A 14819-nucleotide genomic window follows, 5' to 3' on the forward strand; every position below is an offset into this window, starting at 1 on the left:
TCAGTGCGACCTGCCCGACCTGCTCCCCGGACACCGGCTCGGGTCAGCGTGCATCAGGTTGTCGACAAGCCGTCCGCTGAACTTGGCGACCAGCATCCACGCCAGCGTCTTGAACCTGCCGGCCTTCGGACGCTCCTCCTCGGCCTCAGTGTGGGTCGATGGCGGGCCTGCGGCCGTTCTCGCCTCACCCCCACGCAACCGTCACGAAGCCGATCCCGGCGTACGCGGCGCTGACAGCTCTAAGGGAGGACGCCAGCAACCCGATCTGCGGCGTTGAAGACGCTCGAAGTCTGCGCCGGACCATCTCTGTGGCGGCGCGCGAACCCGGCAGGGATCGAGGAGGCCTGGCTGAGGAAACCGCTTGTGAGTGAGTGCTCACTCACTTATGCTCTTCTCCGTGACACCCACCGAGATGCGCCGCGCGGTGCGCCGTGAGCGCGCGCGGGCCAAGCCCATGTCGCCGGAGGAGCGGCTGGACCGGCTCGTCGACACGACGCTGACGCTGCTGCGGGAGCACGGGCGGTCGGTGACGACGCGGCAGATCGCGGAGGCGGCCGGTGTGGCGGAGGGGACCATCTTCCGGGTCGTGGACTCCAAGGACGAGCTGGTCGAGCGGGCGATCACGCGGGCGTTCGAGCCGGGGGCGCTGATCGAGCGGATCCAGGAGATCGACCTGGCGCAGCCGTTGCCCGCGCGGCTCGTGACGCTGGTCGCGATCCTGCAGCAGCGGTTCCGGGCGACGTTCGAGCTGATGCGCAAGGTCGGGATGGTCCGGCCGGCGGACTCGGCGCACGACAGCCCGGAGGCCGTGGAGCTGCGCGAGTACGTCCACGCCCTGCTCGAGGGCGTGGTGGGGGAGGACCGGGCGCTGCTCTCGGTGCCGGTGCGCGACTTCGTGCACCGGCTGCGGCTGATGACGTTCGCGGGGAGCCACCCGCTCATCGCGGACGGCGAACTGCTGGCCCCGGAGGAGATCGTGGACACGCTGCTGCACGGGCTGCTGCGCAAGGAGAGTGAGAGCTGATGCTGGTCCGCCTGCTCAGGAGCGGCCTGGCGCCGTACAAGCCGTGGCTGGCCGCGATCGTGGCCCTGCAGTTCACGGCGACGGTGGCGATGCTCTACCTGCCGAGCCTGAACGCCGACATCATCGACCGTGGGGTCGCGGTCGGCGACACCGACTTCATCCTGCGCACGGGCGCGGTGATGCTGGGCATCTCGCTGCTGCAGATCCTGTGCAGCGTGGTGGCGGTGGCGTGCTCGGCGCGCACGGCGATGTCGTTCGGGCGCGACCTGCGGGCCACGGTGTTCCGGCGCGTCGGTGCGTTCAGCGGTCGCGAGGTCGCGCAGTTCGGCGCGCCGTCGCTCATCACGCGCAACACCAACGACGTGCAGCAGGTGCAGATGCTGACCCTGCTGACCTGCTCGCTGGCGGTGCAGGTGCCGATCATGATGGTCGGCGGCATCGTGATGGCGATGCGCGAGGACCTCGGGCTCTCCTGGCTGCTGGCGATCGTGGTGCCGGCGCTGTTCGTCTCGGTCGGGCTCGTGGTCAGCCGGATGGTCCCGAGCTTCCGGCAGGTGCAGGCGCGCATCGACGACGTGAACCGGATCATGCGTGAGCAGATCAGCGGCATCCGGGTGGTGCGGGCCTTCGTGCGCGAGCCGTACGAGCGGGAGCGGTTCGGCGAGGCCAACGACGGGCTGACCGAGGTCTCGGTCCGGGCCGGGCGGTGGATGGCGTCGATGTTCCCGCTGGTGATGCTGGTCGTGAACGTCTCCAGCGTCGCGGTGATCTGGTTCGGCGGCCACCGGGTGGACGACGGGCAGATGCAGGTCGGGGCGCTGACGGCGTTCCTCAGCTACCTCATGCAGATCCTCATGAGCGTGATGATGGGGACGTTCATGCTCATGCAGATCCCGCGCTCGGCGGTCTGCGCCGACCGGATCGGCGAGGTCCTCGACACCGCGCCGAGCGTGGTGCCGCCGGAGCGTGGGGTGACCCAGCTGCAGGGCAGGGGCCGGCTCGACCTCGAGGACGTCAGCTTCACCTACCCGGGGGCGGACCAGCCGGTGCTGTGCGACGTGAGCCTGAGCGCGAGGCCGGGTCAGACCGTGGCCATCATCGGCTCGACCGGCGCCGGCAAGTCCACGCTCGTCAACCTGGTGCCGCGGCTCTTCGACGCCACGTCCGGCTCGGTCAGGATCGACGGCGTCGACGTGCGCGACGTCGACCCGGAGTCCCTGTGGTCGCGGATCGGGCTGGTGCCGCAGCAGGCGTTCCTGTTCACCGGCACGGTGCGCAGCAACCTGCTGCACGGCAAGCCGGACGCGACCGACGAGGAGCTCTGGCACGCCCTCGAGGTGGCCCAGGGACGCGATTTCGTGGAGCGGATGCCCGAGGGGCTGGACGCCCCGATCGTCCAGGGGGGCACCAACGTCAGCGGCGGCCAGCGCCAGCGGCTGGCCATCGCGCGGGCGCTGGTGCGCCGACCCGAGATCTACCTCTTCGACGACGCGTTCTCCGCGCTCGACCTGAGCACCGACGCCCGGCTGCGGGCGGCGCTGCGCCCCGAGACCCGCGACGCCACCGTCGTCGTGGTGGCCCAGCGCGTCTCCACCATCCGTGACGCCGACCTGATCCTCGTCCTCGAGGACGGTCGCGTCGTCGGTCGCGGCACCCACGAGGAGCTGCTCGCCGACAACGCGACGTACCAGGAGATCGTCACCTCCCAGCTCACCGCCGAGGAGGCGGCATGACGACCACCGCGCCCCAGCAGCCCGCCCCCAAGGGCGGCAAGGCCATGGCGAGGACCGAGCGCATCGAGTCGCCCATGGGCGGCCCCGGTCGCGGCCCGATGGGTGGCGCGATGGTCGGGCAGAAGGCGATGACCTTCGGCCCGTCCGCCCAGCGGCTCGTGCGGCGGATGGCGCCCGAGCGCAACCGTGCGCTCGCGGTCGTCGCCCTCGCGGTGGCCAGCGTCTTCCTCCTGGCCTACGGCCCCCGCCTGCTCGGGCACGCCACCGACGAGATCTTCGGTGCGTTCCTGGCCCAGCGGCCGGTGGACTTCGACGCCGTGCGCCGGATCCTGCTCGAGGTCCTCGGCGTGTACGTCGTGGGGTCGGTCCTGGCCTGGGGCCAGGGCTACCTGCTCAACGACGTGGTGCAGGGCACCGTGCGGCGGATGCGCGGCGACGTCGAGGACAAGCTCAACGCGCTGCCGCTGGAGTACTTCGACAAGCAGCCCCGCGGCGAGCTGATGAGCCGCGTCACCAACGACATCGACAACGTCAGCCAGACGCTGCAGCAGACGATGAGCCAGCTGCTCACCTCGCTGCTGACGGTCGTCGCCGTGATCGCGATGATGCTGTGGATCTCGCCGCTGCTCGCCCTCATCGCGCTGGTCTCGGTCCCGATCTCGATGTTCGTGACGGCCAAGATCATGAAGCGCTCGCAGGGCCAGTTCATCGCCCAGTGGCGCCGCACCGGCGCGCTCAACGCCCACATCGAGGAGTCGTTCTCCGGCCACGCGCTGGTCACGGTGTTCGGCCGGCGCGAGCAGGTCGAGCGCGACTTCGCCGAGCAGAACGACGCGCTCTACGAGGCGTCGTTCAAGGCGCAGTTCGTGAGCGGGCTGATCATGCCGGTGATGATGTTCCTCGGGAACCTCAACTACGTCGTCGTCGCCGTGGTCGGCGGCCTGCGCGTCGCGCACGGCACGCTCACCCTGGGCGAGGTGCAGGCCTTCATCCAGTACTCCCGCCAGTTCACCCAGCCGCTCACCGCGGTGGCCTCGATGATGAACCTGCTCCAGTCCGGCGTGGCCTCCGCCGAGCGCGTCTTCGAGCTCCTCGACGCCGACGAGCAGCGCCCGGACCCGGAGGCTTCGAGGCTCGCTGGCGCTCGCACCTCAGCCACCGTGAGCGGCGAGGTGCGCTTCGAGCACGTGTCGTTCGCCTACGAGCCCGACGAGCCGCTCATCGAGGACCTGTCCCTGGTCGCGAGCCCGGGCCAGACCGTGGCCATCGTCGGCCCGACCGGCGCCGGCAAGACCACGCTGGTCAACCTGGTGATGCGCTTCTACGAGCTCGACGGCGGCCGGATCACCCTCGACGGCACCGACATCACCGAGCTGCCGCGGGCCGCGCTGCGCGGCCGGATCGGGATGGTGCTGCAGGACACCTGGCTCTTCCAGGGCACCATCCGCGACAACATCCGCTACGGCCGCCCCGACGCGACCGACGAGGAGCTGCTCGAGGCCGCGCGGGCGACGTTCGTGGACCGGTTCGTGCACTCGCTGCCCGACGGCTACGACACGCTCGTCGACGAGGACGGCGGCAACCTCTCGGCCGGCGAGCGCCAGCTGCTCACCATCGCGCGGGCCTTCCTGGCCGACCCGTCGCTGCTCATCCTGGACGAGGCGACCTCGTCGGTGGACACCCGCACCGAGCTGCTGCTCCAGCAGGCCATGGCCGCGCTGCGCAGCGACCGGACGTCGTTCGTCATCGCCCACCGGCTCTCCACGATCCGCGACGCCGACCTGATCCTGGTCATGGAGGCCGGCCGGATCGTCGAGCAGGGCACACACGACGAGCTGCTGGCCGCGGGCGGTGCGTACGCCCGACTCCACCAGTCGCAGTTCGCGGCCGCCGTAGCCTGACCCCGTGCCGGACCCGCACGACCTCTGGGGCGAACGGGGTCGGCCGCGCCCGCGGCAGGTGGTGTTCGACGGCGTCGTGGCGGGAGCGTTCACGCTGCTGGCGCTGCTGCCCGCCGGTCAGCAGCCGGTCGTGCTGGTGGTGGCCACGCTGGCCATGGGGCTGGCCCTGCTCGTGCGCCGGGTGTCGTGGCGCGCGATGTGCGGCCTGGCGGCCGCGACCGGCGTGCTCCAGCTCGTCGCCGGCCAGCTCGACGTCCTGGCCGACCTGGGCTACGCCGCGGTCTTCTTCATGCTCGGCGCGCACCCGCGACGCGGCGTGCGCCGGTTCGGGCTCGCGGCCGCGGCCGGCTCGGCCGTGGTGCTCGCGGTCGCGGTGGGCGTCGACGGGATGGACGCGGTCGACGGCGTCTCCACGCCGTTCGCGGTGGTGGGCTCGGCGGCGATGGCCGCGCTGGTCGCGGGCGGCGGGTGGGCGGCCGGCTTCGTCCGCTGGCAGAACCGCGCCCGCATCACCGCGCAGGTGCAGGCCGGGCTGGAGCAGGAGCGGACCCGGATGGCCGCCGACATGCACGACCTGGTCGCGCACACGTGGGCCGTGGTCGCCGCGCAGGCCGACGGCGCGCGCTACTCCCTCGGGACGCCGGACGGCGAGCAGAAGGCGGCCGCAGCGCTCGACCTCATCGCGGAGACGGCCCGCGGGTCGATCGGCGACCTGCGCGAGCTGCTGGCCGAGCTGCGCTACGCGCCCGGCACCGACCTGGTCACCCGGATGCGCGCGTCCGGGATGGATCTGCGCCTGACCCAGCACGGCGACCCGCGCGCGGAGCACCGCGGCCTGCTCGCCGAGGCGCTGACCAACGCCCTCAAGCACGGCGACCTGTCGCACCCGGTGCACGTCGAGGAGGACGCGCGGCAGGGCTACCGTCTGGTCGTGCGCAACCGGAGGCGGAGCGGCTCGGCCGCTCCGGGCACGGGCAGCGGGCTGGTCGGAATGCGCGAGCGCGTGGAGCGCGACGGCGGCCACCTCACCGCCCGCCCGGACGGACCGGACTGGGTGCTCCGCGCGGAGGTGTCGTGACCCGCATCGCGCTGGTCGACGACCAGGCCATGTTCCGGGCCGGCATCGCCATGGTCCTGGACAGCCAGCCCGACCTCGAGGTCGTGGGCGAGGCCGGCGACGGCGACGAGGTCGAGGCGCTGGTGGCCGAGGTCCGCCCGGACGTGGTGGTCATGGACGTCCGCATGCCCCGCGTCGACGGCGTCACCGCGACCCGGCGGCTCACCGCGGTCGTCGACGCGCCGCGCGTCCTGGTCCTGACGACCTTCGACCTCGACGAGGCGGCCGTCGCCGCGATCGAGGCCGGTGCGAGCGGCTTCGTGCTCAAGGATGCCCGCCCGGAGACCCTGCTGGCCGCGGTCCGCGCGGTGGCCGGCGGCGACCAGGTCGTGGCGGCCGGCGCGACCCGCACGCTGCTCGAGCGGTTCCGCACGCCACGTGCCACCCCGGGCCGCGAGTACGACGAGCTCACCCCCCGCGAGCGCGAGATCCTGCTGCGCGCCGCGGCCGGGCTGTCGAACGCCGAGATCGCCGCGGTCGAGCACCTGTCCGAGGCCACCGTGAAGACCCACGTCTCGCGGATCCTGGCCAAGCTCGGGCTGCGCGACCGGGTCCAGCTCGTGGTCTACGCCTACGAGCACGGGCTCCTCTGAGCCGACCGGCCTACGCCGCGCGGCGTACACCAGGTCCCGCTCGCGGCCGATGTGCCCGGCCCCGGCGCTCCCTAGCGTCGAGGGCGTGGACTCCCTCCTCTCCTTCCGCTCGGTGAGCAAGCTGTACGGCGACGGCCCCGGCGCGGTCCGCGCCCTCGACGAGGTCACGGTGGTGGTGCCGCGCGGCGGCTTCACCGCGGTGATGGGACCGTCGGGCTCGGGCAAGTCGACGTTCATGAACGTCGCCGCCGGGCTCGACGACGTCACCGCGGGCGAGGTGCTGCTCGACGGCCAGCCGCTGCACGCCCTCGACGACCGGGCCCGCACCGTGCTCCGGCGCACCCACGTCGGCTTCGTGTTCCAGTCCTTCAACCTGGTCCCGACCCTCGACGTGCGCGAGAACGTCCTGCTGCCGTTCGAGCTGGCCGGACGCCGGCTGAGCGCGGAGGACCACGCGTGGGTCGAGCACCTGCTCGGCGTCCTCGGCCTGGCCGACCGGGTCACCCACCGGCCCGGCGAGCTCTCCGGCGGTCAGCAGCAGCGCGTGGCGATCGCCCGCGCGCTGGCCCCGCGGCCGGCCGTCGTCCTGGCCGACGAGCCGACCGGCAACCTCGACACCCGCAGCTCGCGAGAGGTCCTCGGGCTGCTGCGCACCGCGGCCCGGGAGTACGGCCAGACCATCGTCATGGTCAGCCACGACCCCGTCGCCGCGTCGTACGCCGACCGCGTGCTGGTCCTCGCCGACGGCCGCCTGGTCGGCGACCACGACGCGATGAGCCCGCAGCAGATAGCCGAGCTGCTCATCGGCTTCGAGGTGGCCCGCGAGGGAGGTGCCGCGTGAGCCCGTCGCTGGTGGTCGGCTCCCGGCGCGAGGTCGGCACCGTCGGGCTGGTGGCCGCCATGTGCGGCGGCTACGCGAGCACCATCCTGCTGGGCAGCGACCTGCTCGCCGTGTCCGCGGACTCCGGCGGCGGCTCGGGCGCGGCGTCGCTCCTGCTCGGCGCGGTGGCGTCGGTGTTCATCGCGATCGCGGTGTACGTCGCGGCCGTGGTCATCGCCAACGGGGTGGACACCGTCGTGGCCGGGCGCCTGCGCCAGATCGCCCTGCTGCGCCTGCTCGGCGCCGACGCCGCCTCGCTGCGCCGCGCGGTCGTCCGCGGGGTCGTGGGCGTCGCGGCCCTCGGTGCCGTGGTCGGCACCGTGCTGGGCGCGCTCGTGGGCGACCTGGTCCGCGAGGTGCTCGTCGCACGGGGGAGCCTGCCCGAGGGCGACTACGTGTGGTTCCCGGCCCTGGCCGCCCCGGCCGCGGTGGTCGTGGTCGCGGCCGCCGCGGCATCGGCGTGGGTCGGCTCGCGCGGCGTGCTCCGGGCCGCTCCGGCGCAGGCGCTCGCGGGCGCCGCGACCCCACCGGCGGCGGACCGCCGGGTCGGGCGCCGGCGCCGGTGGGCCACCGGGCTGCTGCTGTCCTCCGGCGGGCTCGTCCTGCTGGGGGCCGCGGCCCTGGGGGAGAGCCGGCCGGAGGCGGCGTTCCTGCTCGCGGCGTTCGGGGCGATGGTCTCCGGCACCGGCGTGCTCGTCGGCGCGCGCCTCGTCGTGCCGACCCTGGTCGCGCTCGCGTCCCGCCTGCTGGGCAGCGACCCGCCGAGCCGGCTGGCGGCCCGCAACGCGGTCCGCGAGCCCGGGCGCACCACCCGCTCCACGATGGGGCTGGTCATCGGCGTGACCCTCGTGACGACGTTCGCCGCCGGCTTCGCCGCGCTGCGCGACTCGGTCGCGTCGTGGCAGCTCGACGCCGACCGGGTGGCCCAGACCGACCGGATCCTGCGCGACGTCTCGGTCATCATGATCTGCGTGGTGGTGGTCAGCTCGGCCATCGCGGCCGTGGGCTTCGTCAGCACCATGTCGCTCAGCGTCATCCAGCGCACCCGCGAGATCGGCCTGCTGCGCGCGCTCGGCTTCACCGCCCGCCAGGTCCGGGTCATGATCACCCAGGAGTCGGTGGCGCTGTCGGCGACCGCGATCGGATTCGGGCTGGCCCTGGGACTGCTGTACGGCGCGCTCGGCGCCCAGGCCCTGGTCGGCTTCGAGACCGACGGCTTCGTGTGGGGCGTGCCCGGCCTGGCCCTGGTCTGCATCGCCGGCGCCGGGGTGGCGCTCGTCCTCGCGGCGTCCTGGGTGCCGTCCTCGCGGGCCGTCGCGGTCGCGCCGGTCGAGGCGCTGCGCACCGCCTGAGCCTCCTCGCGAAAAGGCGTTGAGCGCCCGCGATCGGCGACCTACGCTCGTCGTACACGGGAAAGGAGGTGGTCCGAAGAATGAGTTCTTCCAGGACGCGTGAGGTGGCTGCCCGCTAGCAGCCCCAGCACCACGAGAGGCAGAAGTGCCTCCCGAGCTGCTGGCGAATCTCAAGCAGCTACCGGCCCGCAGGCGAACCGGGAACGTCCCCCGGTGCGGCTCCTCCCAGGAGCCAGCGCCTGCGGGTTGCTGCATCTCCGTGCCGGTCTCAGTACCGGTCTCAGTGCCAGTCGCTGATGCTCACGTCGTCGGGGTGCGGCCGGCCGGTGCCGGTCTCGACGTACTCCTTGAGGCTGAGCAGGAACGCCGCCCACTTCGTGCTGCAGTGGGAGTGGAACTCGTTCACCTCGCGCCAGTCCTCGTGGGTGAAGAGCACGATCGTGTGGTCCCCGCTGCGGCTCAGCGCGAAGCCGACCTGGGTGTCGATCCACTCCTCGGGCCCGTCGCTCACGCGCCACCGCACGGTGTCGGGGGCGATCTCGAGCACCTCCATGTCGAAACCGCCGACATCGCCGAAGCGGAAGGCGATGGTCCCGCCCGGCGCGGGGTCGCCCGCGGTGTCGGTGGTCCACCAGGCGCTCAGCCCGGGGATGGTGGTCAACGCGGCGTGGACGTCGGCGAGCGGGGCGACGGCGCCGACCCGGTGACGGATGGTGGTCATGTGAGCTCCTCGTGCAACTGGCTGGTTGCATCAAGGTAGCGCGATGATCGGTCGCGTGCAACCACAGAGTTGCACATGACCTCGATCACAGTGGTTGCCAGGTGCAACCAATCGGAATAATGTTGACCAGGTCAACCTTGATCCCTACGTGACGAATCGAGACACCGTGACCCAGGTAGAAGAGCCCGTGCTGGACGAGGCGCCCGTGGAGGCGTCCGGCCAGATGTCGCACCGCGAGGTGCTGGAGGCGCTCTCCGGGCTGCTGCTGGCCATGTTCGTGGCCATGCTCTCGAGCACGGTGGTCACCAACGCCCTGCCGAGCATCGTCGAGGACCTGCACGGCAGCCAGACCGGCTACACCTGGGTCGTCGTCGCCACCCTGCTGGCCATGACCGCGACCACCCCGATCTGGGGCAAGCTCGCCGACCTGTTCAGCAAGAAGCTGCTCGTGCAGTCCGCGCTCGTGATCTACACGGCCGGCTCGCTGATCGCGGCCCTCGCGCCCAACATGCAGGTGCTCATCGGCGCCCGCGTGGTCCAGGGGCTCGGCGTCGGCGGACTCACCGCCCTGGTCCAGGTCGTCATCGCCAGCATGGTCAGCCCACGCGAGCGCGGTCGCTACTCCGGCTACATCGGCGCGACGTTCGCGTTGGCCACGGTCTCGGGCCCGCTCATCGGCGGCCTGATCGTGGACTCCCCGCTGGGCTGGCGCGGCTGCTTCTTCGTCGGCATGCCCGTCGCGCTCGCGGCGTTCCTCGTGCTGCAGGCCAAGCTGCACCTGCCGGTGGTCAAGCGCCAGGTCAGCATCGACTACCTCGGCGCGACCCTGATCATCGGTGGCGTCAGCATCCTGCTCGTGTGGGTTTCGCTGGCCGGGCAGCAGTTCGCCTGGGCGTCGGTCACCACCGCGCTGATGGTGCTGGGCGGCATCGCCGTCATCGCCGCCGCGCTGTACGTCGAGGCGAAGGTCGCCGTCGAGCCGATCATCCCGCTGCGCCTGTTCAAGGACCGCACCACCTCACTGGCCACGGTCGCCTCCATCCTCATCGGCGTCTCGATGTTCGGGGCGACGGTCTACCTCAGCGAGTACTTCCAGAACGCCCGCGGCATGAGCCCGACCGAGGCCGGCCTGATGTCGGTCGCCATGGTCGGCGGCCTGCTGGTCTCGAGCATCGTGACCGGCCGGATCATCAGCAACACCGGGCTGTGGAAGCGCTACCTGGTCGGCGGCATGGTCCTGGTCATCGCGGGCCTCGGCCTGCTCGGCACCATCGACGAGTCCACCCCGCTGCTCGAGGTCGGCGCGTTCATGGCGATCCTCGGCCTGGGCCTCGGCGCCACCATGCAGAACCTCGTGCTGGCCGTGCAGAACAACACCGCGCAGGCCGACATGGGTGCCGCCAGCTCGGTGGTCGCGTTCTTCCGCTCCATGGGCGGCTCGATCGGCGTGTCCGCGCTGGGCGCGCTGCTGAGCCACCAGGTGACCCAGAAGGTCACCGACGGCCTGGCCGCGCTGGGCATCGACGCGGGTCACTCGACCGGCTCGATCCCTGACCTGGACGCGCTGCCGGCGCCGGTCCGCGCGCTCTACGAGACCGCCTTCGGTGAGGCCACCGGCCACCTGTTCCTGGTCGCGACGCCGTTCGCTGTGCTGGCCTTCGTGTGCATCCTGTTCATCAAGGAGGTGCCGCTGCGCACGACGATCGAGCGCGACGTGCCGCAGAATGACCGCGTGGACGAGACGGTGACCCGGTGACCGCGCCGCGCTACGAGTCGGTGCGCGTCCTCGAGCGCGAGGTCGGCGTGCTGATCCGCCGGGTCAAGCGGGTGATCGGCGAGCGGGCCCGCGCGGTCCACGAGGACCTCCAGCCCGCGTCGTACCTCATGCTCTCGTGGCTGGCCGAGGCCGGCCCGGTGCGGGCCTCGGAGATGGTCGACCACTTCGGCATCGACAAGGGTGCGGTGAGCCGGCAGTTGCAGCACCTCGGCGACCTCGGTCTGGTCGAGCGCACGCCCGACCCGGCCGACGGCCGGGCCACGCTGGTCGCCGCGAGCGACGACGCCGTGCGCCGGCTGGCCGACGTGGGCGAGCACCGGCGCAAGTGGCTCGACGAGCGGCTCGGCGACTGGAACGCCGACGAGCTGGCCACCTTCGCGGCGACGCTGGAGAAGTACAACTCCGCGCTCAACGCGGGCTGACCCCCAGCGGCTCAGCTCAGCCACACCGCCGTGTCCGCCGGCAGCAGCCGGCCCTCGAGCTCCCCGCTCGCGACGACCACGTCGCCCGCGGGGAGCTCCACTGCGTCGTGCCCGGCGTTGAGCACGACGGTCAGCGCGCCGCGACGCAAGCTGAGCACGTCGGCGCCGGCGTCGAGCAGCTCGACCTCCTCGGTCAGCCCCTGGGTGTGCGCCCGCCGGGCGGCCAGCGCCGCGCGGTAGAAGGACAGCACCGAGCCGGGGTCGCCCTCCTGGGCCTCGACGGTGAGCCGCGCCCAGTCGTCGGGCTGCGGGAGCCAGGGCTGGCCGGTGCCCGGGCCGAAGCCGTACGGCGGGGCGTCGCCCGACCAGGGCATCGGCACCCGGCAGCCGTCGCGCCACTGCGTGTGGGTGCGGAACCAGGCCGGGTCCTGGCGCTGGTCCTCGGGCACGTCGACGTTCTCCAGGCCGAGCTCCTCGCCCTGGTAGAGGTACGCCGAGCCGGGCAGGGCCAGCATCGCGAGCGTCGCCGCCTTGGCCCGCGCGACGCCGACGGGCCCGCCGCCGTACCGCGTGGCGTGCCGGACCACGTCGTGGTTGCTCAGCACCCACGTCGGCGCGGCCGCGACCTGGGCCAGCTGCTCCAGCGAGCTGCGGATGACCCGGGCGAACGCCTCGGCCGACCACGGGGCCAGCAGCCAGGCGAAGTTGAAGGCCTGGCTCATCTCGTCGGAACGCACGAAGCGGGCCATGGACTCCGGGGTCTGGGTCCAGGCCTCGGCCACCGACATCCGGTCGCCGTCGTACTCCGCCAGGACGCGGTGCCAGCGGCGGTAGACGTCGTGCACCTCGGGCTGGTCCCACATCGGCTCGTCGCGGGCGGGCCGCTCGACCATGCTCTGCTCGCCGCTGGTGTCGGCGCCGGAGACCGGCTCCTCACCCGGGGCCACGACCTGGTCGCGCAGGCTCGCCTCCTTGAGCAGGCCGTGGGCGACGTCGACGCGGAAGCCGTCCACGCCGCGGTCGAGCCAGAAGCGCAGCACGTCCTCGAACAGGTCGCCGACCTCGGGGTTGCGCCAGTCGAGGTCGGGCTGGGTGGAGTCGAAGAGGTGGAGGTACCACTGACCGTCCGGCACCCGGGTCCAGGCCGGGCCGCCGAAGACCGAGGCCCAGTTGTTGGGCGGCTCGGCGCCGTCCGGACCGCGGCCCTCGCGGAACAGGTAGCGGGCGCGCTCCGGGCTGCCGGGCCCGGCGGCCAGGGCCTGCTGGAACCACGCGTGCTCGCTCGAGGTGTGGTTGGGCACCAGGTCCACCACGACCCTGAGCCCCTCCCCGTGCGCGGTCGCGATGAGCGCGTCGGCGTCGGCCAGGGTGCCGAAGAGCGGGTCCACGTCGCGGTAGTCGGCCACGTCGTAGCCGTGGTCGTGCTGCGGCGAGGTGAAGAACGGCGTGATCCAGAGCGCGTCGACGCCGAGCTCGCGCAGGTACGGCAGCCGCGCGGTGATCCCGGGCAGGTCGCCGATCCCGTCGCCGTCGCTGTCGGCGAAGCTGCGGACGTAGACCTGGTAGGTGACGGCGTGGCGCCACCAGGGTGGGTGCGCCATCAGCTGAACGCCGCCGCGTCGACCGAGATCCAGACCTGCTCCGCCGCACCGACCAGGGCGCCGTCGGCGTCGTAGAGCGACGTCGCGGTCATGGTCCGCCGGCCCTGCTCGCCCCGCTTCTCGCCGACCACCACGTGCGCCGCGCCGACCTCGGGCAGCCGGTCGACCCGGGCGGTCATGGTGCCGAGGACCATCAGCCGCTCGCCGATGTCGGCCGCCCACGCGCCCGGGCAGTCGAGCGCCGCCCACGCGATCGCCGGGCTGGTGTCGCTCGGCGTCCACGTGGCCGCGGACCGGCCCACGCCGTCCAGCGGCCCGGAGAAGATCCGCAGCCCGTCGCCCGGCTCGCGGCCGGTGCCGCACACGAAGCACGTCGGGAACGGGTGGTGCGCCAGCCCGGGGTAGCGGGCCTCGGCCGCGCGGGCCTGCTCGGCGGGCACCGGTGCCACCGGCTCCGGCTCGTGGTCGCCCTCGGTGGCGCGCAGCACCTCGCTCCCGTCGTACGACGCCACGAGGGCGCCGTCCACCTCGGCGACCGGCATCGGTGCCTCCAGCGGCGGCGGGGCGCTCAGGCGGACGGTCACCACGGGCCACGGCGCGAGGGCGGCCAGCGCCCCGGCCGACCAGCCGCCGTTGCCGGAGCGGGCGGGTCCGCGGAAGCGCGAGGGGACGACGAGCTCACTCACCTCGGCAACGCTACGCGGGAGCGGGCCACGCCCAGCACGCCGGTCAGGGCGACCAGCGCGATGAGGACGACGTGGTGGCCGACCCGTTCGGCGGTGGTCACCGTGCCGATGGGCACGGTGGCCCACGAGCCGACGGCGAGGGCGATGAGCCACCCGGCGGCCAGGGCGGTGACGTGGGCGCGGGAGAAGTCCGCGCGGTGGGCGAGCCGGGTGATGACCGCCGCGGCGCCGGCGTAGGCCAGGACGAGCGCGGTGGTGCCGAGCGGCGACGGCGGCGCCAGCATCGCGGCGCCGAAGACGACCCCGGACGCCACGAGCAGCAGCCACGGGCTCGGCACCCGACCAGGGCCGAACACGGGCGAGCGGCGGGGGACCAGCGCGGCGAGGACCAGGGCCACCGCGGCGACCGCGGCGCCGGCGACCTGGGCGGGGGAGCCGATGGGGTGGCCCACGGTGTCGAGCATGTCCACGAAGACGAGGACGGAGGCGGCGACGTACAGCAGGGCGAGGACCACGACCACGGGGCGGCCGAGCCAGCGGTCGCGGCCGGCCAGTCCCTCGACCAGCGCGATGGGCCCGCACATGCTGGCCAGCACGTGGTTGGCCACGAAGCTCACCGCCAGGAAGACGCTCAGCCCGATCGGGGCGAGGTAGGTGGGGTCGGCCATGTCCGACCAGTACGGGATGCCGCGGTAGGTCCGCGCCCACACCGACTGGTCCACGACGCCGGCCTGGACGACGCCGAACGCGGCCGCGAGCAGGACGATCGACGGCCAGCCCAGGCCGCGGCGGCGGACGACCTCGCGGATGAGCAGCGCGGGCGCGCCGTACAGCGGGGTGAAGACGACCAGGTTGCCCAGCAGGGTGGCCGGGTGACCGGTGGAGTCGTCGTAGCCCCAGAGGTACTCCGCGCAGACCGGGGCCAGGACGGCCAGGGCCAGGACGGGGAGCCAACGGGTGCGCACCTGTCCATCGTCGGGAGCCGCTCGGGCGCGCGGAACCGACCGGGGTC

13 protein-coding genes are annotated in these 14819 nt (G+C 73.0%); 9 read left to right on the forward strand and 4 right to left on the reverse strand.

The annotated features are described in order from the left end of the window. Nucleotides 1-397 precede the first annotated feature (397 nt). The 7 genes from G5V58_RS00415 to G5V58_RS00445 all read left to right on the forward strand — a co-directional run bounded on the left by G5V58_RS00415 (nucleotide 398) and on the right by G5V58_RS00445 (nucleotide 8600). A complete protein-coding gene (locus tag G5V58_RS00415; protein ID WP_165227779.1) occupies nucleotides 398-1024 on the forward strand; it encodes a TetR/AcrR family transcriptional regulator in 627 nt (208 codons plus the stop codon). Continuing rightward, nucleotides 1024-2757, forward strand: a complete 1734-nt coding sequence (locus G5V58_RS00420; RefSeq protein ID WP_165227781.1) for an ABC transporter ATP-binding protein — start codon at nucleotides 1024-1026, stop codon at nucleotides 2755-2757. Before G5V58_RS00415 ends, G5V58_RS00420 begins: the two co-directional genes overlap by 1 nt. Continuing rightward, nucleotides 2754-4658 carry an ABC transporter ATP-binding protein gene (locus tag G5V58_RS00425; RefSeq protein ID WP_165227783.1) on the forward strand — a complete coding sequence of 635 codons (1905 nt, stop codon included), beginning with the start codon at nucleotides 2754-2756 and terminating at the stop codon, nucleotides 4656-4658. The genes G5V58_RS00420 and G5V58_RS00425 overlap by 4 nt, the downstream gene beginning before the upstream one ends. A gap of 4 nt (nucleotides 4659-4662) precedes the next feature. Continuing rightward, the gene (locus tag G5V58_RS00430) at nucleotides 4663-5736 is read left to right on the forward strand and encodes a sensor histidine kinase (RefSeq protein ID WP_165227785.1); all 1074 of its coding nucleotides are present in this window, start codon (nucleotides 4663-4665) and stop codon (nucleotides 5734-5736) included. Continuing rightward, complete coding sequence (locus G5V58_RS00435) at nucleotides 5733-6368, forward strand: response regulator (protein WP_165227787.1); 636 nt, start codon at nucleotides 5733-5735, stop codon at nucleotides 6366-6368. The genes G5V58_RS00430 and G5V58_RS00435 overlap by 4 nt, the downstream gene beginning before the upstream one ends. An 85-nt stretch (nucleotides 6369-6453) precedes the next feature. After that, complete coding sequence (locus tag G5V58_RS00440; protein WP_230486974.1) at nucleotides 6454-7209, forward strand: ABC transporter ATP-binding protein; 756 nt, start codon at nucleotides 6454-6456, stop codon at nucleotides 7207-7209. Continuing rightward, on the forward strand, nucleotides 7206-8600 hold the full coding sequence (locus tag G5V58_RS00445) for an ABC transporter permease (RefSeq protein ID WP_230486975.1): 1395 nt from the start codon (nucleotides 7206-7208) through the stop codon (nucleotides 8598-8600). Before G5V58_RS00440 ends, G5V58_RS00445 begins: the two co-directional genes overlap by 4 nt. Before the next feature lie 280 nt (nucleotides 8601-8880). Here the strand turns inward: G5V58_RS00445 and G5V58_RS00450 are convergent, their stop codons facing one another. Next, nucleotides 8881-9321: an SRPBCC family protein gene (locus G5V58_RS00450; RefSeq protein ID WP_165227791.1), complete on the reverse strand. Its 441-nt coding sequence runs from the start codon at nucleotides 9319-9321 to the stop codon at nucleotides 8881-8883. 187 nt (nucleotides 9322-9508) lie between these two features. Here G5V58_RS00450 and G5V58_RS00455 point away from each other — a divergent pair, with 187 nt between their 5' ends. Continuing rightward, nucleotides 9509-11077 carry an MDR family MFS transporter gene (locus G5V58_RS00455; RefSeq protein WP_329957549.1) on the forward strand — a complete coding sequence of 523 codons (1569 nt, stop codon included), beginning with the start codon at nucleotides 9509-9511 and terminating at the stop codon, nucleotides 11075-11077. Further along, the gene (locus G5V58_RS00460; protein ID WP_165227793.1) at nucleotides 11074-11520 is read left to right on the forward strand and encodes a MarR family winged helix-turn-helix transcriptional regulator; all 447 of its coding nucleotides are present in this window, start codon (nucleotides 11074-11076) and stop codon (nucleotides 11518-11520) included. The genes G5V58_RS00455 and G5V58_RS00460 overlap by 4 nt, the downstream gene beginning before the upstream one ends. An 11-nt stretch (nucleotides 11521-11531) precedes the next feature. Here G5V58_RS00460 and G5V58_RS00465 read toward each other — a convergent pair whose 3' ends face one another. Genes G5V58_RS00465 through G5V58_RS00475 form a run of 3 tightly spaced genes read right to left on the reverse strand, consistent with a single transcriptional unit; the run spans nucleotide 11532 to nucleotide 14772 of the window. Continuing rightward, the gene (locus tag G5V58_RS00465) at nucleotides 11532-13121 is read right to left on the reverse strand and encodes a glycoside hydrolase family 13 protein (RefSeq protein WP_165227795.1); all 1590 of its coding nucleotides are present in this window, start codon (nucleotides 13119-13121) and stop codon (nucleotides 11532-11534) included. After that, a complete protein-coding gene (locus G5V58_RS00470) occupies nucleotides 13121-13807 on the reverse strand; it encodes a hypothetical protein (protein WP_165227797.1) in 687 nt (228 codons plus the stop codon). The genes G5V58_RS00465 and G5V58_RS00470 overlap by 1 nt, the downstream gene beginning before the upstream one ends. After that, nucleotides 13804-14772 carry a hypothetical protein gene (locus G5V58_RS00475; RefSeq protein WP_165227799.1) on the reverse strand — a complete coding sequence of 323 codons (969 nt, stop codon included), beginning with the start codon at nucleotides 14770-14772 and terminating at the stop codon, nucleotides 13804-13806. Before G5V58_RS00475 ends, G5V58_RS00470 begins: the two co-directional genes overlap by 4 nt. Between the last annotated feature and the right edge of the window lie 47 nt (nucleotides 14773-14819).

This window comes from Nocardioides anomalus, assembly GCF_011046535.1.
Taxonomy (GTDB): Bacteria; Actinomycetota; Actinomycetes; order Propionibacteriales; family Nocardioidaceae; genus Nocardioides; species Nocardioides anomalus.

Bases quoted from the DNA above. Each gene is read 5' to 3' on its own strand.
- G5V58_RS00420 (WP_165227781.1), top strand. From the start codon at position 1,024: ATGCTGGTCCGCCTGCTCAGGAGCGGCCTGGCGCCGTACAAGCCGTGG.
- G5V58_RS00450 (WP_165227791.1), bottom strand. From the start codon at position 9,321: ATGACCACCATCCGTCACCGGGTCGGCGCCGTCGCCCCGCTCGCCGAC.
- G5V58_RS00425 (WP_165227783.1), top strand. From the start codon at position 2,754: ATGACGACCACCGCGCCCCAGCAGCCCGCCCCCAAGGGCGGCAAGGCC.
- G5V58_RS00465 (WP_165227795.1), bottom strand. From the start codon at position 13,121: ATGGCGCACCCACCCTGGTGGCGCCACGCCGTCACCTACCAGGTCTAC.